This window comes from Lachnoclostridium sp. Marseille-P6806, from assembly GCF_900625025.1.
Classification (GTDB): Bacteria; Bacillota; Clostridia; order Lachnospirales; family Lachnospiraceae; genus CAG-791.
The window spans coordinates 111,082-130,111 of the sequence record NZ_LR130576.1; the positions used below are offsets into that span (position 1 = coordinate 111,082).

Annotated in this window: 14 protein-coding genes and 1 pseudogene; all 15 read right to left on the reverse strand. The window is 55.8% G+C overall.

The genetic code is table 11. From position 1 onward, the window contains the following. Nucleotides 1–68: 68 nt before the first annotated feature. The 15 genes and pseudogenes from E0E20_RS04660 to E0E20_RS04725 all read right to left on the reverse strand — a co-directional run bounded on the left by E0E20_RS04660 (nucleotide 69) and on the right by E0E20_RS04725 (nucleotide 19,019). Complete coding sequence (locus E0E20_RS04660; protein WP_130837049.1) at nucleotides 69–938, reverse strand: HAD-IIA family hydrolase; 870 nt, start codon at nucleotides 936–938, stop codon at nucleotides 69–71. A 68-nt stretch (nucleotides 939–1,006) separates the two neighbouring features. Continuing rightward, nucleotides 1,007–1,516: a GNAT family N-acetyltransferase gene (locus tag E0E20_RS04665; protein WP_130837050.1), complete on the reverse strand. Its 510-nt coding sequence runs from the start codon at nucleotides 1,514–1,516 to the stop codon at nucleotides 1,007–1,009. Between the two features lie 35 nt (nucleotides 1,517–1,551). Then, nucleotides 1,552–2,046, reverse strand: a complete 495-nt coding sequence (locus E0E20_RS04670) for a GNAT family N-acetyltransferase (RefSeq protein ID WP_165443979.1) — start codon at nucleotides 2,044–2,046, stop codon at nucleotides 1,552–1,554. A 52-nt stretch (nucleotides 2,047–2,098) separates the two neighbouring features. Next, nucleotides 2,099–2,659 carry a GNAT family N-acetyltransferase gene (locus tag E0E20_RS04675; RefSeq protein WP_130837052.1) on the reverse strand — a complete coding sequence of 187 codons (561 nt, stop codon included), beginning with the start codon at nucleotides 2,657–2,659 and terminating at the stop codon, nucleotides 2,099–2,101. Nucleotides 2,660–2,842: 183 nt separating this feature from the next. Continuing rightward, nucleotides 2,843–3,205: a GNAT family N-acetyltransferase gene (locus E0E20_RS04680; protein ID WP_242622660.1), complete on the reverse strand. Its 363-nt coding sequence runs from the start codon at nucleotides 3,203–3,205 to the stop codon at nucleotides 2,843–2,845. Between the two features lie 56 nt (nucleotides 3,206–3,261). Next, entirely contained in the window at nucleotides 3,262–5,523 is a 2,262-nt protein-coding gene (locus E0E20_RS04685; RefSeq protein ID WP_130837204.1) for a DEAD/DEAH box helicase, read from the reverse strand. Nucleotides 5,524–5,569: 46 nt separating this feature from the next. Then, nucleotides 5,570–6,898 (reverse strand): ATP-binding protein, encoded by a 1,329-nt coding sequence (locus E0E20_RS04690; RefSeq protein ID WP_130837053.1) that lies wholly within the window; start codon nucleotides 6,896–6,898, stop codon nucleotides 5,570–5,572. Continuing rightward, nucleotides 6,891–8,771: a TerB N-terminal domain-containing protein gene (locus tag E0E20_RS04695; protein ID WP_130837054.1), complete on the reverse strand. Its 1,881-nt coding sequence runs from the start codon at nucleotides 8,769–8,771 to the stop codon at nucleotides 6,891–6,893. Before E0E20_RS04695 ends, E0E20_RS04690 begins: the two co-directional genes overlap by 8 nt. A 111-nt stretch (nucleotides 8,772–8,882) precedes the next feature. Further along, entirely contained in the window at nucleotides 8,883–9,050 is a 168-nt protein-coding gene (locus E0E20_RS04700; protein WP_330508799.1) for a hypothetical protein, read from the reverse strand. 379 nt (nucleotides 9,051–9,429) lie between these two features. Further along, nucleotides 9,430–9,584 (reverse strand): annotated as a pseudogene (locus E0E20_RS14560) (pyruvate formate lyase family protein); the annotation flags it as partial. Between the two features lie 29 nt (nucleotides 9,585–9,613). Then, nucleotides 9,614–12,745, reverse strand: coding sequence for a hypothetical protein (locus E0E20_RS04705; protein ID WP_130837055.1), 3,132 nt, complete (start codon nucleotides 12,743–12,745; stop codon nucleotides 9,614–9,616). A gap of 243 nt (nucleotides 12,746–12,988) precedes the next feature. Next, a complete protein-coding gene (locus E0E20_RS04710) occupies nucleotides 12,989–14,869 on the reverse strand; it encodes a family 43 glycosylhydrolase (RefSeq protein WP_130837056.1) in 1,881 nt (626 codons plus the stop codon). Nucleotides 14,870–15,259: 390 nt separating this feature from the next. After that, a complete protein-coding gene (locus tag E0E20_RS04715) occupies nucleotides 15,260–16,165 on the reverse strand; it encodes a carbohydrate ABC transporter permease (RefSeq protein WP_130837057.1) in 906 nt (301 codons plus the stop codon). Between the two features lie 58 nt (nucleotides 16,166–16,223). Beyond that, nucleotides 16,224–17,171 (reverse strand): ABC transporter permease, encoded by a 948-nt coding sequence (locus tag E0E20_RS04720; protein ID WP_242622661.1) that lies wholly within the window; start codon nucleotides 17,169–17,171, stop codon nucleotides 16,224–16,226. Nucleotides 17,172–17,345: 174 nt separating this feature from the next. Then, on the reverse strand, nucleotides 17,346–19,019 hold the full coding sequence (locus E0E20_RS04725; RefSeq protein WP_130837058.1) for an ABC transporter substrate-binding protein: 1,674 nt from the start codon (nucleotides 19,017–19,019) through the stop codon (nucleotides 17,346–17,348). Nucleotides 19,020–19,030: the final 11 nt, after the last annotated feature.

A 19,030-nucleotide genomic window follows, 5' to 3' on the forward strand; every position in this document is an offset into this window, starting at 1 on the left:
TCGCTCCCTGATCTGTTTTTTCTTCTGTACGCAACTCTTATATGTGCAGCTTTTCTATGCGCAAAAAATCACCGGGACGAAATAGGAAGAGGAATATCCCGCAGCGCCGGATAAATGAGGTCCGGCCGTTCCGGAGAGGCCGCGGCGTCCTCTGCCCGCGCCTCGCCGCTCAGCACAAGAATGGAGGTGAGGCCGCCCCGTATGCCCGCCGTCACGTCCGTATAGAGACGGTCCCCCACCATGGCTACCGCGCGGCGGTGCACATCCGCAAGCTCCGGCCGCACCGCCCCGATACGGCGAAGCAGATAGTCGGAAATATCCCGGTTCGGCTTGCCGATGATATGGTCGGGATCGCGGAACGCCGACGCGCGGATGAACGCCTGAATCGCACCGATATCGGGCATAAAGCCGTCCTCCGTCGGACAGTTGAAATCCGGATGGGTCGCAAGGTACGGAAGACCTGCGCGCACGAAATCGCAGACTTTCCGCAGCTTTTCATAGGTCAGCGTCGTATCAAAGCCGGTGACGACAAGCTCCGGGTTCTCCTCGTCAAGCGAGATCCCCGCCTGTATGAATTCCTCCCGCAGCCGCTCGTTTCCAAGGAGGAACACCCGTTTCCCCGAATAGTGCTCCCCGATGTACCAGATCGTCGCCTGTCCCGAGGTGATGATTCTGTCCTCCGGGACGGAAAGTCCCATGCGATCCAGCTTGTTTACATAATCTGCCGGCGATTTGGATGAATTGTTTGTCAGAAAGAAGCAGCTCCTCCCGCTCCTCTCCGCCGCAAGGAGCCACTCCCTTGCCCCCTCGATCCAGCGCTCTCCCAGATAGACGGTGCCGTCCATGTCGAGAGCAAAGGCCCGGATCCCGGCAAGCCTCCCCTCTGCGTCCTCGCCGATCTGAGGCAGCGCATTGTTTTCCGCACTCCTGTCCTGCATCGCTTCTCCTATCCGCTTCTCTTATCCGCCTCTTCTATCTGTCTCTTCTATCTGCCTCTTCCGCCCGGTCAGCCGAGAATTTTACCCATATAGTATTCGTCGACAAGGCGGCCGTCTACCCTCATGGATTGAGAGCGTACTCCCTCCACGCGAAAGCCCTGCTTTTCATACAGACTCTTCGCCCCGGTATTCGCACATTCTACCGTGAGCTCCAGACGAATGATATCATTTGTTTTTGCCCAGCGCTCCAGCTCCTGAAAAAAGGCGGTTCCGATTCCCTGCCTGCGATATGCCCTGCGTATGCCGATCACAATGTACGCCGTATGCCTGATACGGTTAAGCCTCCCGCGTTCTGCCCGGATATATCCTGCGATTTCTCCGTTTTCATTCTCTGCAGCCATTAAGAAATCACTTCCGGAAACCGCCTCCGCAATGCTTGCGCTCAGGCGGCTGAGGTCCCTCGTTCTTTTCTGTCGTTCACCGGGTTCGTACAGCATATAGTTCGTCTCTTCATCGAGACGGCACATCATCTGATACAGGTTTTCCGCATCCTTTTCCAAAATGGATCTGATGATCATTTCATTCCTCCATACCAACGCACAGATTTGCCGGATTATAACAGCAATTCATATATTCCTCCGTCAAAGACGATATCCTTTCCGTCGGCATCCTTATAGAACGACAGCTTTTCCGTTCCCGTCTGGTGAAACCCAAGCGAATGCAGAAGATGAACCGAGGGTGTATTTTTCAATGCCGTTCCTGCCGTGATCCTTAATGATCCTTTGTTTTTCAAATAAGCCAACGCTCCTGATATGCTCTCTTTCGCATATCCTTTTCCATGATAATCCGAATGAAAGCAGTACCCGATCTCATAACCACATTCCATCCGATTCAATGCAATATATCCGATAACGGTTTTGTGCAGACATACCGCCAGAAAAATGTGTTCATCTCCGCAGGCGAAAGAGGCCCACATCGTGATCCTTTTGGCTACCGCCTGATCCTCTAAATCATTTGATTTGTCAAACTGTGCGTATATGGATTTTGCCTCATCCGCCCATATGGTCTGTATGGCTTTCCAATCATCCGAACAAACCCGTCTGATCATAAGCCGCTCTGTATGAATCATTTGCTTATCCTCATATCAGGATTTGATTTCCTCATTTCCTGATCCGCATAAAAAAGTGATGTTCATCTTCCCCCGCCAGACGGGCCCCGTTGTTCAACATGACCCGCTGTGACGCAATATTGTCCTTATTCACACGCAGGTATATTTCATCTTCCGGAATAATGGCCCTTGCAAGCTGTACCGTAAGCCGCAGTCCTGCCGTCCCGTAGCCTTTCCCGCGGGCGTCTTTCCGGATGCTGTAACCGATATGCCCTGCACCGCTGCGGAGCGCTTCCGTCAGGCGGTGCCGGATCCGAAATTCTCCGATCAGACGATCTTCATCCCACAGATAGTAATATGTTTCGGGAACAAACCAATCCGGCATATTGACCGGATGCTCATGAGAGATCAGCTCCGGGAGCGTTTTTTCCATATATTCCCCAAAGGAAACGCCATGATACGGGTTCGTCAGGCCGTTTTCATCCGCCGGCAGAGCCGTTGTGTATTCCCATTGTGGGGCCGCATCCCGTCTGTTGAGTTTCCGCAATTCGAGTTTTCGTGATTCGAGCTTTTGTGATTCGAGCTGTTGCATTTCCGTTTTTTGCAGCCGCATTTTAATCCTCCATGCCGAAGCGGTCCTCAGCGAGGCACGCGCCGTAAAATCCGCGCAGGCGGTTTTACGGCCGCGATCAGGGGCTATTTGGGCTTCGGCACAAATAGCTGTGTAAAAATCAGCGCATCAGCGTGATTTTTCACACGAAACTCCCTTACAAGCCTCATCGGATCCGATACCTTTTCATCCCGATAAAACAGATTCTTCCCTCGCGGGCCGTCTTCTCATCAGCAGCAGGCGTTCTATCGTTCCGCTCTCATACTTCTTTTCCCCGGTGACATAAAAGCCATGCGTCTCATAGAAGCGGATGGCCCTGACGTTTTTTTCGAGAGCCCACAGAAAATCAGAATGATATTTCTTCTTGGCAAACTCGATCAGCGCCGCGCCGATCCCCTGATTCTGAAAAAAATGATCTACATACAATTCTGCAATCTCTGTCCCCTCCAGATGAATCAGCCCCTTGACTATGCCGTCATCAAAGACATGGATTTTTTTCAGGAGACAAAGGTCTGCATATTCTTCGGCAACGGCTAAAACCTGCAGCACGCTATCTGATCATTTTCATCCTCATGCCGCGGAACAGCGTGCCATTGATGCACAGCTCATACATCAGCTGCGGCCTCCGGCCTCTCTCCGAACTGACCCCAGCTCAGTACCCGCCGCTTCATCGCATCCACGTCGAGCACGCCGTAAGCGAAGCCCTTGCGAACAAGCTCCGCCGGCACATATTCGTCATATTTCTCAAAAACGGGCAGCTCCCCCGGATAGACCAGCGCAAGCGGTTCAAATTCCTTTTCTGCTTCTTCGCAGACGATTTCATAGAACTCCGCTTCATCCGCCTGCATGGTGAACTGCATGTAATACGGGCGGGAGGCCTGCAGCCCTTTGAGGCCGAGCCGTTTTCCGCAGCGCAGCTTTAAGAAGCGTTCCATGGCAAGAAAGGCGTAGGTCCCGATCCACGGAAACAGCGCCCACATCCTGCCCCCTAAGTGAACAAGGGGCCGCTGCGGCATCTGCGACCTGCGGAATGTCTCCCGCGCGTCAGCCAGACGGCAGACCGCATGCGGCATCAGATAAGGATAGCTCTTGTCCTCGCTGAGCACACGGTACATTCTCTCCAGAATATGTGTGTGAATATCCCCTGCGACATCGCCGAAGTAGGCGGGGATATTTCCCCTCACAAGCGTGCAGAGCACCTCGCGTCGCTGGTGATCCACATCCTCCACGACCCAGACCCGTCCCGCAATCGCAATCTTGTCTCCCGCAGGGGGCGGCTTCACGATGGTGCCCAGCTGCTCCGCGCCGGCACGCACAATGTATTCTATGTTCTCCTGAAAGACGGCATAGAACTTATAATTGTTCACGATCCGCTCTCCGGCCATGCCGACGATCAGCCCCCCGTTCTCCGTGCGGCTGACATGGTCGATTCCGATGAGATGCTTAAGCAGTATCCGGTAATCCTCCTGCGTAATCCGGTGAAAGCAGCTCAGCGTCAGCACGCGGGATGCCAGCTCCCCGGGCGTCATCTCTCCATGAGAGGCCAGTGTGCTCATGGTCTGGTGATAGAGGAGGCTGTATGGCAGACGGCCCGGCCGGGGCGGCTCCACAAAGCGTTCCTCGATATAAAGCTGTACCAGCGCAATGCCCTGAACCAGATACCACGGAATGCTGTCCGGCAGCATGGCGCGGGCCTCCTGATGCTCCTCGCGCATGACGAACCACATTTCCGAGGGGCCGTTCCGCCGGCCGGTGCGGCCCATGCGCTGCAGAAAGCCGGAAACCGTAAAGGGAGCGTCGATCTGGAACGCTCTCTCCAGTCGCCCGACGTCGATGCCCAACTCCAGAGTAGCCGTGGCGCAGACGGACATCAAAGAATCATCGTCCTTCATCTCCTCCTCCGCGCTCTCCCGGTAGGGCGCGGAAAGATTGCCGTGGTGAATGAGGAAGCGGTCAGGCTCGTGATTGACCTCACAATATTGGCGGAGCTGCTGGCAGACGGCTTCGCACTCCTCCCGCGAATTGGTAAAAACGAGACACTTTTTTCCCTTTGTGTGTTCAAAAATATATCCGATCCCCGGATCAGCGGAGGCGGGCGCCGTATCGGTGGGCTGCTCCATCGGCGGCGTGCCGGCAGGAGCCGCTTTTCCCTCGCCGGCCTGCGGTGCGGCATTGTAAAAATGCTCCATACTGAGCCGCCAGACCTCTTTGCCGCCGTCAAATTCGGGAATGACCGTGCCCCTGCCGCTGCCGGCGGCAAGAAATCTGCCCGCCAGCTCGGGGTTTCCGATGGTGGCGGAAAGGCCGATCCGCCGCGGAGCACAGCCCGCCAGCCTGCACAGCCGCTCGATCAGGCAGAATGTCTGCAGCCCCCGGTCCGCCCGCAGCAGGGAATGGATCTCGTCGATGACGATAAAGCGCAGATCACCAAAGAGAGACGGTATCTCCATATGCTTGTTGAGCAGCAGCGATTCCAGCGACTCCGGCGTAATCTGTAAGATGCCGGAGGGCTTTTTGAGAAGCCTGCGCTTTTCCGACTGCGCGGCATCCCCATGCCAGCGGGTGACGGCGATGCCCTCCTCCCCGCACAGCTCGTTCAGGCGCCCGAACTGGTCATTGATGAGCGCTTTGAGGGGAGCGATATACAGCACGCCCACCGTTTCTGACGGTTCTTCGTTCAGCAGCGTAAGGATGGGGAAGAATGCCGCCTCGGTTTTCCCGGAGGCGGTAGAGGCCGTCAGCAATACATTCTGATCCGTGCCGAAGATGGCGTCGCCCGCCGCGTTCTGCACGGCGCGGAGGCGCTGCCAGCCGGAACGGTATATATAGTCCTGTATGAAAGGCGCATAGCGCTCAAATACGTTCATATGAATCCCCATGCCGAAAACTCCTGTATCGCCGAAAGCCCGGGACTTATACGGTAAACTCCATAAAGCCGGACTCTGTCTCGTCGGAGACAGCCTCCGATTTCGCGTAGCTGAATTCCTCCGCTCCCAAAAGGGCGGTAATGCTCATATCCGGGTGCTGATACAGAAGATCCAGCAGCTCGATGAAGTCACGGATGACCTCACGCGGCGTGATGTTCTGATCCGCGCCGATGCGCTCATACTCGAGCTTGATGAAGCTCACCAAATCATTCGCGGCAACACAGCAGGAGTAGTCGTAAAGACCGGCGTGCATATCCGACAGCTTCTCACAGAGCACCAGCATTTCCTCGGCGGTCAGCGGCTCCAGACGGATCACCGGCGCCAGCAGATCTCTCGTTCCGGGTCTCGAGAAGCGACCCTCCGCAAGGCGGGACCGCAGCGCTTCATAGCTGTAAATCCCCCGCCTTTTATCCTCCATGGCCTGCGGTGTCGCACCCATGAGGATCCCGAGATATTTTGCCCTGCCCTGCAGCGTATCGTTATACATGGTCAGCAGCTTTTCATAGTTATACTGCCGAGTAATGGAATTCGGGATTTTGTAGATGTTCACCAGCTCGTCGATCATGATGAACATCCCCGTGTAGCCTGCCAGACGGAAGAAAGCGGCAAAAAGCTTTATATAATCATACCAGTCATCGTCCGTAATGATGATGCTGACGCCGAGTGCTTCCTTTGCCTCGCTTTTCAGCGTATATTCGCCCCGGAACCACCGCACGACCTTTGCCTTGGTCTCATCGTCTCCGTCCACATAAGCCCGGTAGTAGGAAGAGAGCAGCTTCGCAAATTCAAACCCGTGCACCAGTTCGCTGACAGAGGCCGTCACGGCGTATATCCTTTGATCCGTGGCAGAGGCAAGCGCGGGATCCTCAGGCGAAAGCTCCGTCTCCTGCATGACCTCCGACTGCACGGCATTGATCCAGCGATCCAGCACCAGCGTCAATGCCCCGCCCTCCGGCTTTGTTTTGGTAGAGAGATTGGCGATCAGCTCCCGATAGGTGGCAAGTCCCTGCCCCCTTGTGCCCTGCAGGCGACGTTCCGGAGAAAGATCGGCATCCGCGACGATAAAGCCCCGATCCATCACATAGTTGCGGATGGTCTGCAGCAAAAAGCTCTTGCCGCTGCCGTACCTCCCGACAAGAAAACGGAAAGAAGCGCCTCCCTCCGATATGATATCCACATCATGCAAAAGCGCTTCGATCTCGTTTTTGCGTCCTACTGTGATATAGGGCAGGCCGATGCGGGGCACCACGCCGCCTTTTAACGAATTCAATACCGTCTGCGAGATTCGCCTTGGTACTTTCCTGTGTTCATCCATGATTGGAGCCTCCAAGCAATTGTTCCAGTTCCTCGATATACTCCTCCACGAGCATCAGCCGGTCCCCCTCACAGACCAGCACCGTGTCGCCGATCTCGTCAAACAGCGCTTCGTTAATAAGATCCGCCGTGACAGACGGCATCAGGCGGCTGGCATACAAAATATCCGAAACGTCCTTGCCGCGCAGAAGATTTTGGAGAATCCTGATCTCTGCCGGGTTCAGCGAAAGGGCCGCCGGCCCCCGCTGTGCCGCTGCCCCGGACATCTCATCCGCTTCTTTCTTTTCTTCCTGCTGTTCTTCTCTCTTTTCTTCTTCCCTTTCTTCCTCCGTAAGAAGACTGTTCCGCGTTTCTGCCGCGTCGGTCCGAATTTGCTCCAGCCCGGAAAGGTCGAGCCGGAGCTTGGGGCGAGCGGCTTCGAGAATGGCCCTTTTGTCCGCTTCCATCACCGCGTCGATATACGGTATGGCCCATTCATCCGCCGGATCCTCTTTCAGATAGCGACCGGTTTTCAGATAGCGGCGAAGCCTTGCGTCCGTCTCGTGCAGAAGCCCCTGAAACCGGAGACGGTCAAAGGAGAGTTTTTCATAGGCCGTAATATTCCAGACGCTGTTCCTGCACCGGTAGCTGCGGCAGTCATCCAGCACATAATCTCTGTCGGCCTGTACTGACGGCTCATAATAGACGGCATTGGAGAGCGGATACCACCGGCGCGTCTTCTGCTCCCCGAAGCAGAGCGTAAACAGATCCCCGTGCCGCGCGGACAGCTCTTTGTCCCTGCCGCGGCCGGCAAGCGCGTTCCGCCAGACCTCGCTGAACAATCGCTTCCCCCGTTCCGGATTAAGCGCAATGACGGGAGAATCCTTTATCCTTTTCCGGTCAAACAGACACAGCGCGGAGAATACTTCTTCATCGCCATAACGTTCGGGTTCCCGAAGCACAGCCAGCGCACTGTCCCTTTCGATCAGTCCGGAATCGGCGGCCTGACGCGCGGCCTCTGCGGGAAGCTCCCTGAGCACCGCATACTCCAGCATCCAGCGGCGCAGATTCTGCCGCATCCGTTTATCTCCGATGCCGGAATCCAGATAGCCGATCTCAAACGCTTTCATCCGGTTAAGGGCATCCTCCGGAGAGTCGGCGCCGACTCCGTTCAGCAGCTCATAGAGATAGATGTAGGCCGCTGATGCGGCGATCCGCTCATAATTTCCCCTGCGGATCTGCGTGCGCCATGCAAAATAGCCTCTGAGCTGCCGCGTGGTCAGATCGCGGTAAGTCGGAAAATAGCAGACAAAATCACCTGTCCACGGCGCTTCATCCTCAAATTCCTCCATGAACACAGCCTGCTTATAAAAGTTTCTCGCCCTTGCCTCGACAGATTCGCTGCCGTATTCATACAGGCGCTTCATTGCCCAAAGACGCTCCGGCAGCTTCTCCTTTGCCGGCCGATAGCGGCTCTCCGAAAACGGCAGCGCCGTATCCTGATACGCCCCTCCCGCGGCCGGCGGACGGGAATCCAAGACGATGGTCCAGCCCTGCGGATCACCCGAGGCAATCGCCTTGTCAAACAGCTGAAACACGATGTCGCTTTCCGTGCGATCTTCAAAGGCGATGCTGATCCATTTATTCCCGTGCATGCGGATCGGAGCAGAAAGATACGGACGCGCCAGACGAAAAAGACTGTCGCTTCCGCATTTCAGATCGCATCTCTCTATTTCTGTCCCGGTATCAGTATCCCATTGCCGCATCAGCAGCGCGACCCATTTGCCGGTCTTCGGATGGCAGAGAACGGAAAAGCCGGGGAAATCCGCCCACTTATGCTGTTCCCGAATCTGATACTTTTCACCGGCATAGGCCGTCAGCTCTGCAAGCTCCATCCGCGGGTCCTCCTCTCTGTCATGATTTTAAGTATACTTATTGTATTATGTCCTGTTATAGAATCAAGCGTGTAATTCAGCGTTCTATGATATTCTTCAGATACTTCCCTGTCAGGCTTTCCTGATTCTCCGCGATCTTCCCGGGTGTTCCGCCTGCGACAATGCGCCCGCCCTGCTGTCCGCCAGCTTTGTGAACACCGAAAGAAGCACCTGCACATCCAGCGGATGGAGTCCGATCGTCGGCTCGTCAAAAACAAAGACGGCATCCTCCTGTGTCAAAGCTTCAGGAACGTCACGAATCTATCATCTCATCTCCGTCAAGATATATCCGCCAGAAAGTCAAATGCCCCTCAGCAAGCTGCGGGGCATGATCTGGCTTGTTTCTGATTTGTATACCCAAGGGGCGGGATATCCCGCCCTCGCGGCATTCCGGCTGATCCAGAGCCCCGAGAGCCTGCTCCTTCACTCCGCGCACCACAACTGTTTTATCATCGCATCCGAATAAACCTCTACCTTGATCGGTTTCCCTTCATATCCCGACCCGTTCCAGCTCCGGACCGACCTGCATGTACCCGCCTTCCTTGTCGAGGAACTTCTCATCCTTTTCTCGCTTCATGACGTCGTCATTCTCATACTGGATTGAGGATGTCCGCACGAAGATCGCGGCTAGGCAGCCAAAATGCAGCCACTGCACGGCCTCCTGCGCGTTGCCGGCCGGTGCGGAGAGTCATATCCGTAGGAGGCCGCCATCTGCTTCATGCGGCCGAGCGCGCGGATCTGGTCAGCGATTTCCTCCCGGAGCCGGATCACATCTACGGCGGCCCGGATAAATCATCCAGGATTTATCTTTCCTTTTCCAACAGCCGCACGGTTCCATTCAGCCCAGACGGATTCGTCGGTTCCGCGCTCTTCCCCAACATGACTGCATACGGATTCGGGACGGTAGACATCTCTCGCTCGAGCGTTGTGGCGACCTCAATCCTCACCTGATTCATGCCCTCGCGCACGACCGGAGTGAGATCATACTCGTACTCCGGGACGATCTGGATCCCCAGGCTCACCCCGTTCACGAAGACCTCCACGGCCTCCGCCGCATCCGAGATTGTGAGGAAATATTCCTTTCCGGGCTCCGCCGTGAACGAGTTCTCGTACCGTGCGATGCCGGACCAGGTCTTCTCCTCTTTCTCCAGATGGTCGGGAAGCAGCACCTCCTTCGCCTCTCCGAATGCCGGATATTCAAGACTTCCGGTAAGGCTTCTCATCCAGGCGCCGTCAAAATCAGCCTCGCAGCTTCCTGCCGTCTTCTCCGCAAAATCCGGTGTCAGAGTGCATTCAGGCTGCTGTTCCGGCTTCTCAGCTCTCTTTGGATCATCCGACTGCCACCAACATTTTGCAGAATATGCAGCATCTGATCCAGACCCCGCTGCAATTCCTGCTATGTCCCTGATCCCTGCAGATTCCCCGCGGTCCAGAATGAGAATCCGGCTCTTCTCCGGTTCAATCGTCAACGAGAGAAGTTCTTCCGCAGGATCTCCTGCAGGCTCCGCCGCATGAACCTCATTGCTCCAGGCATCATACCAGCAGATGCTCCGCCCTTTCCTGCAGGAGCGAAGATCCGCGGTTCCCCGGTACACTTCCCTGCCTTCATTGACGAATATCAGAACCGCCGAGCCGTCTACTTCCTCATAGAGGTAAGTCCGAATATATTTGTCTGCCGGTTCGATCGTCACTTCAGGTTGTACTTCTTTCCGGAGAATAGGAATCAGTTCCTCCAGGGTGCAGACCGATGAAACTTCACGAAGCTCCTGCAGTATTTCTGTATCTGCCAGATCACCGGCTCCATCGGCAGTTCCTGCTGCATTTCCCTCTCCGTTTTCATTTACATTTCCATGTGCATTTTCTGCTGCAGACTGCACGGAAGCTCCGCTTTCACCTCGCGCAGCCGAAGGATTATCCCGGGCGCCGCATGTCCGTCCGGACTCCGTGCAGTCAGCCTTCGCACTGCCAGCCTCTTTGCAGACATCCTCCAGCAGGATCTCCGGGTATCTGCCAATGAAAATCACTTGCACCCCTGCCCGCTGAAGCGCCGGAATGGCTCTCGCGGCTGCCCTGCGGATATATTTTGTCTCCGGGACGATCAGTGCCTGATACTGCTGGGTGTTCACGCGGAACCCGTCCCCGCCGATTGTCAGCTGATATTCGTCCGGTGAAGTGAATACGTCAGACGGAATAAAGTCAAAGCCGATCTGGTTCTCCGTCAGCGGCCTGCTCACCGCGTGACATTCCATCGCGGTGTCATGATCCGCCCAGACCGCCTCCGCGGAGTACAGAACCGCCACAGGCGAGATATGGCGTCCGCCATTCAGGAGCTCCAGCACGCGGTTCGTGTAGCGCATGAGACTGCCGAAGGCGCGGTACTGCGGATTGTGTCCATGCGCATAGAAATGCGGCGGGCAGTCCGGATCCGGGAATGCCTTCGGAGAAAATGCGTGCGGCACGAAGTGATTGACTCCGCGGACCATGAAATGATCCACCAGATATTTTTCCAGCTTCACACCCTCGCCCCAGCCGTAGGCGCCGAAGATTTCGCACATGGAATTTCCCTGCTTGCCCGGCTCAATGGCTGCCGCGGAGGAGGCGAGGCGGCCGAGGCAGAAGTGGTAGAACTCCCCGTCCCTCGTCTGAAACACCCCGCGGTCGTAGGTATCATCCTCGCCCTGCGGGTATACCTGGCCGCCGATGTCATCCACGCCGGCCCAGTCCTGCCCCGCGAGGCCGCGGAAGTAGTGCCCCAGCGAGGCCCCGGTCATCTCATGCTGATCGTTGTCCTCAATGAGGTGCCCGATGTACTGCACCCCGTGCGCACGGCACCAGTCGCCGATCTGCAGGGAGAAATTCTTCTTCACAAGGCCGGTGAGCGCATCCATGTAGGCGACGCGGACGCGGGCGGTCTCCGACATTGTGCCGTCGCAATCCTCTTTTGCGCTGCTGTCACGACATTCGAACGACTCTCCACGTGGATTTTCCGCCTCATTGCAGTCTGGCTCCCCTGCATGGCTGCCCGGATTTTCCCATAGGCGCCAGAGCTTCTTCGTGTAATCCCGGCCGAGCGACTGCTGCAGCAGCGCTCCCATCTCCTCTCCCCAGGGAAAATCGCAGGCAGGATTGCCGGCATAGTTCACCCGCTCGTACATAAACCCGTTCCCGAGCTCCGGCTCATCCGAGAAAAAACCGGCGATCGTGTTTCCGAACAGCGGCGCATAATGCTTCCAGTGCGCCTCGTAGACCTCATCGATCAGGATACGCACGGATTTTGCCTGCGTCATGTTGACATAGTGCGTGTGATAGCCGAGGTTCCGCGAAAGGTAGAGGACGATCAGCTTTCCGTCGGCAGGTGCGGTAAAGGAAAGACCGTCCGCCGGGATCGCATCGTGTCTCTTCGTATCGCGTTTCTCCGCACCCACCGGCGTGACGCTTCCGTCCCCCGCGGCAAAATACACGTCGAGCACGCGGTCATCTGCGAACGTCCGCGGGTTCTTCTCCTTCAGATACTGCTGCATCTGCGTGAGCTCGGGTTTCGGCACCGCGCGGAGCTCCTCCTCCGTCAGGTGCAGCTCCTCACCCGCATGTAGTGGATACGCGCGGCGAGTGATGCTCTGCCTGCAGTAATCGTCGGAATAGCGGTCCACCGCACCGTTCGCGAAACCCGTGGGGAAATGGCTGTCGTCGAGAATCCAGACTTTCATGTCCAGCTGCCGGGCCTCGTCCAGAATGGTGTCGAGATCATGCCACCAACCGGGGCCTGCAAAATCCGGGTGCGGCCTCGACTCGATACAGACGGCGCCGATCCCGGCGTCATGAATGACATGCATATACTTCCGGAGCGTCCACTCCGGCTCTCCGTGCTGCCAGAAGAACGGAAGGAGATAATTTCCTCCTTCTTCCCGCAGAAGTTTCTTCAGTTTCTCACTCATCGGCCTTTTCCCCGCTTTTCTTTCAGCTCTTGTCAGACGCTCTCGTTAGCCAAATGCCCCGCAGCAGGCTGCGGGGCATGATCCATCCTGTTTCTGATTTGTACTCCCCAAGGGGCGAGGTATCCCGCCCCCGCGGCATTCGCCAAATGGACATGCAAGCATATCCACTTGACTCATTGCCCGCGGGAATAAAAATTTCCAGGAAGTCCCATTACAGATATCAGGACTTCCCGGAAAAATAGATCACTTCATCTCTACGACGTCCCCGTGGGTGATGCCGCTTTCATTGAAGGCATCCACGCGCACCCAGTACTTTGCGGTGTCCGCGTCAATCGCCCGGATCTCAAGACTCTGCTGTCCGGGGTTCTGCTGCTCCGCCTTCTGTGTTCTGAAGACGCGCCAGCTGTGATAGAGCTTGTCCGGATCGTGTCCCCAGAGAACTTCGCAGCCGGTGCCCTCACTCTTCCAGCTCACCACGGCGTTCCGGCGGTCTTCCCCGCGGACCGCGGTCACATCCGCCGCTTTCGCCGGCGCAGTCCCGTTCCCGAGGCCGAACACCCGAAGCCCGGACACACATGCCTTCTGGCCGTAAGGAAGCTCCGCCACGGTCAGACGGACATAGCGCACCCGCACGCCCTGCTCCCGGATGACAATGTCATGTGGCAGATCGGTCTCCGCGGCCCGCTTGTCCTTCAGAATTTCAAAATGCACGCCGTCCACGCTCGTCTCTAACAGCCAGCGGGTGCGAAGCTTCCGCTTCTCGATATACCTTCTCATTCCCGGGTCTCCGTGCAGCGCCGCGCCCTCCGGCAGCTCTTTCACCGCGCCGAAATCATCGGCAAAATTCACCTGTACGGCGCGCACGTCCTCCGTCTCTCCGAGGTCGAGCGTCAGTACCTGCTGTGTGTCGTCCGCAGCCGCCCTCCACCAGTTCTGAACATTCTCATTCACGGCATTTGCGGCACATTTTGACGTGCTCTCCTCACTCGATGCTGTGACCTTTTTTCCATAGGAGAGGAGCATCCACTCCGGCTCCGCAAAGGAGTCCGCAGCAAGCCGATCCGCATCCATCGGCCAGTCGCCGTAGCGCTGATTGCAGAAGAGCTCTCCGTCCTTGTCGAATCCCACAGGCCAGATACCGATGCGCCGCTCGAAAGAGTGATTCACCGAGATCCGCATGGTCGCGGTGTGCCACCAGGCGCCCTCCCGGTCCTGCATCGTCGAGCCGTGGCCGGCTCCGGGCAGAAATCCGCCGGGTTCAAAAGAAAACGGATTGTTTGCCGCCGGGTGGAACGGTCCTAACGGAGACTCTCCCTCATACACACCGTCAGAATAGATGTTGTACTCCGTGCCCGGGCAGGCATACTGGAGATAATACTTCCCGTCATGCTTTGTCATCCAGGCACCCTCTATATAGGGTGCATCCGACAGGGCCCCTTTCAGCATGTTTCTCTGTGCTTCCGGAAGATGATTCAGGAAACTCTCCAGAGCCTCCGGCGTGACCTGCTCCGGCTGAATCTTCAGCTGATCCGCAATGCCGCGCAGGATCATGGTGCGGATTCTGTTCTCCCCTGTCTTCTGCTGATTGTTCTCACCGACCCTCTCATATCCGAGCCTCCTCCGGCCGTCTCCAATCAGCTCCTCCGGCTCGCCGATGCGGCGCATGGTTTTGGGATCAAGCTCCACACCCCAGATCGGCGTCACATTGTTGCAGCCCCAGTAGAAATAAAGCCTGCCGTCCTCATTGAGGAACAAATCCGGATCCCAGAAATCAAACGTCCCCGGAATCTTCTCGAACTCCTCGGTTTCCGGATCCTTCGTCCGGTAGAAATCGCAGATTTCCCCGCGGCGGCTCGCGCAGAAATACATGTAGTCCCCGACAGCGCGGACATCCGGCGCGTAATCATATACCGGCATGTCATGAAGCGGCACCTGCCTCCAGTTCACCATATCATCACTGACCAGGAACCCACAGGTCATGCTGGGGAAAATATAGTACTTCCCCTTGAACAGGATCATCGAAGGATCCGCCGCCTCACGGTTCAGTGAGAACCCGCCCTCCGGTTTCTCGTTGAACTGATAACGGTAGCTCATGTTGACAGGATTACAGAAATATCGGCTCATAACTCCCTCCCAGTATCATAAATTTCAGTGCAATTTTACCATCCCGCTGTATCACATTTTGATAATGTGTAGCTCTTTTTGATACAGGAGTCAAATACCCCGCAGCAAGCTACGGGCATGATCCAGCTTGTTTCTGATTTGTACGCTCCAAGGGGCGGGGTATCCCACCCTCGCGGCATTCGCCAAGGTGGACATGCCTGCATGTCCACCTTGGCTCATTGCTCACGGGAATAAAGGAACAGCAGGAAAGACCAGATATTCCACTCAGTCCTTCCTGTTGTCAAATCTTTTTCAATAGAGTTTTCCTGCGTCATCTCCCAGATGCGTCCCCAGACCTGCCGGAACTCCGGACAGTGGAATCAGATCTGCCGCAGCGTCGGCCATATATATTCATCCTTTCACACCGCCGAGAGTGATGCCCTTGACAAAATTGTTCTGAATAAACGGATAGACGATGACGATCGGCAGGACACCTACTACCGCCATGGCCATGCGGACAGAAACGCTCGGTATCGTGGCAAGTCCCTGCGTCGCCTGAGAGACCGTGCTGGCGTTCTGCGTCAGAGCCTGGATGTTCTGAATCATCCGGTTCAGCAGGTTCTGAACCGAATAAAGATCCGTGCGCTTGGTCAGGTAGATGTAGCCGTTCATCCAGTCGTTCCAGTAGCCGATGCCGATGAATAGTGCGATTGTCGCAACGATCGGCTTGGCAAGCGGCAGTGCCACCCGGAAGAATGCCTGGAATTCATTGGCCCCGTCGATATAAGCAGCCTCCATGATTTCATCCGGAATGCCGGTGACAAAATAAGATTTCATCATCAGCACATTGAACGCATTGAGCATCAGGCTCGGAACAAGCAGGGCGAGGAACGTGTTCTTGATGCCGAACACCGTGGTGTAGTTGATGTACGTAGGTACCAGGCCTCCGTTAAACAGCATCGTGAAGAAAACGATGAAGGTCAGAACACCGCGCCCCGGAAGGAACCGGCGGGACAGTGCATACGCGAGCAGCGTCGTGATCGTGAGTCCCACCGCTGTTCCGACAAGAGTCAGCACGATGGAGATCATATAGGCATGCGGCACGGAATTCCCGGATGAGAAAATGTAAGTGTAGGCATAGACGCTCCACTTGTGAGGCGTGAAGCTGTACCCATCCCGGATCAGCGCGTCGTTGTCCGTGAAGGAAGAGATCACCATCAGGATGAGCGGAATGACCGCGCACAGAGAAATGATGATCATCACAATATTTCCGAAGATCTGAAACCGCCTCTCCGAGCGGATATTTTTGTTGTTCATATCTCTCCTGACCGCTGCGGCCCAGCAGCGCAAACTGCTATCTTTCCATCCTCAAAACTCAGAACAGCGCACTGTCGGGATCCAGCTTCCGGACCAGCAGATTTGCTCCGAGAACGAGAACAAAGCCGACCATGGACTGGTACACACCGGCGGCTGCCGACATCGAGATATCCCCGAGTTCCAGAAGTCCGCGGTACACGTAGGTATCGATGGTGTTCGTGACCGGGAGCAGTGCTCCGGAGTTCTGCGGTACCTGATAGAACAGGCCAAAATCCGAGTAGAAAATCCGTCCGACTGCCATCAGCGTCAGCATGATGATCGTAGGCCGGAGCAGCGGAAGCGTAATGTGGGTGATCTGCTGCCATTTGGTGGCGCCATCGATTGCGGCAGCCTCATAATACCCGCGGTCAAAACCGATGATTGTGGATAGATAGATGATGCAGCTGTAGCCGATACCCTTCCAGAGATTCACAAAGACCAGGATGAACGGCCAGTATTCCTGCTTCTGATACCAGCTGACTGCTTCCCTGCCCAGCGGCTTCAAAATGGAATTGTTGATGAAACCGTTCTCCGGGGACAGGAAGGCGAACACCAGATAGGAGATGATAACCGCCGACAGGAGGTACGGCAGCAGAATCACGGACTGGTACGCCTTCTTCCATTTCGATGTCAGCTCCGAGAGAATGATCGCCACAAAGATGGCAAAAAACGTGTTCACCAATATGAATACGAGATTGTAGCAGATCGTGTTCCTCGTGATGATAAAGGCATCACTGGTGGCAAACAGGTACTTGAAGTTCTTGAAACCCGCCCATGGACTTCCATAAATTCCCTTCTTCGCATTGTAATTCTTAAACGCGAGAACGATGCCCGGCATGGGCATGTAGTTGTTGATAAAGAGATAGAGCAGGCCCGGAAGTGCCATGATATAGATCGGTATGGACCGCTTCATCAGCGATTTCTTCTTTGCCTTGGACATTACCGGTTGATTGACTGCGCGTGCCATGGCATCCTCTCCGCTGCCTTACTGCAGCATACTCAATTCTTATATTGAGGCACCCGGCTCTGCAGAATGACTGAACCGGATGCCTGCTGATGTCTTGTCTCTTTACCTGCCGCCATGTCAGAATGCTGATTTCTGTGACCCGCATGCCTGAAGGCTTCTGCAGCTGTCCGCTATTTACTCCTTGCCGTTGTCCTTAGCCCAGGCGTCCAGTGCCTCCTGCTTTGCCTGCATATAGGTTTCCAGGCCGGCATCCTTCAGAGCGGACTCCATCTCCGGGATGAGCTTCTCCGGGTTCTCGAAGCCGAGCTCGAGCTGATCGCGGTACTGGGTATAAACGTTCGTCAGAGCCGTGTACTCGGATGCCACCTCGCTGTTATCGAAGATGAATCCCATGCCCTTCGACACATCACACTTCTCGTTGAAGGTCGCGGTCTTTTCCCAGACATCGAGGTCATTGCCCTCCCAGATATCGGCGATGAACTGATTCGGCATCTCCCAGTTGACATTGTTGTAATACTCGGAGTTGGAGGCATCGACACCATCTGCAAAGGTGATGTGTCCGTCATCCGTCTTCTGATATTCCACGCCTTCCTCACCCCAGCAGAGCAGATTTGAAAGAACCGGATCCGTGTAGAAGGCATTCAGCAGCTGCATGGCTGCAACCGGATCTTCCGTCTGGGAATTGATGCACCAGGGCATCGAGTTACAGGTGTTGGAAGCGGAGAAATTCTCGCGCCCGATCTGGAACATGACCATCGGCTGACCGCAGAGGTTGCTCTCCTGCGCCTTGATGCCGGGCTTCAGAGCGGTCTTATAGGCCATCAGGCTTCCCGCCTTGACTGCCGGGGTGGTTCCGGTGGTGTCCGTCAGTGCATCCTTGGAGAAGTAGCCAGCCTGATTCCACTGATACATCTGCTTGCAGATTTCCATGTACTGATCGCTGGAGAAGAGATCCTCCACCGTCAGACTGTTCATCGGATCAAGCAGGGAACCGAAGTAGTCGCCTCCGATCGCATCCACTGGCATGCACTGCCCGACGACCGTTCCCTTGTCGGTCATGAACACCGTCTTGTCCGGGTATTTCTCATGAAGCTGCTTGAAAATATCCGTGATGGTGTCGTAGTCGGTGTAGATCCACTCGTCACCGTCGTTCTCATACATGGAGTTGTAATCATACCCGATGCCGTCAAGATACTGCTGCGCGATGGAGATGCCGAAGAGCCCCTGTCCCTGCTCCTTCTGGGAAGTGATACCGTAGAAGCCTCCGCCGACGACATCCGCGTACAGATACTGCTCCGGAACGACCACCGCAATGCCCTGGCCGTATTTTGCGAAGAGGTCATCCTCATACATGTCATAGAGATAACCTTTATTGACGCAGGGGGAGAAGCCGACGGAAACCGCATTGAACAGATCCATCTGCTCACCCGAAGCCAGCATCAGATTCATGTTCTGCGCATAGCTCGCCATGTCCATGATCTGGAGCTCCACGTCCACACCGAGCGTCTCCTCCGTGCGCTCCGAGATCTTCTGGGAGATCCGCTCAATACCTTTCGGCGTCCCGGCAAAATTCATGAAGCCAACGACCAGAGTCGGATAACTGCCGGAATCCTTGCGCTCCTGAATCGCATCAATGGCATCCTGCGTGGTGGGGTAGCCGTTGACATCTTTCAGATCTTCTGATCCTGCCGCCGTCGTTCCCGCAGACGATGCCGCCGTGCTCTCACCACTTCCGGAATCTGCAGCCGGTGTGTCCGATGTGCTGTCGGAATTTCCGGCTCCGCATCCTGCCAGCATCGCCGCTGTCATGACTCCTGTGAGAACCACTGCCAGAACTCTCTTCTTCATAAACCTTATTC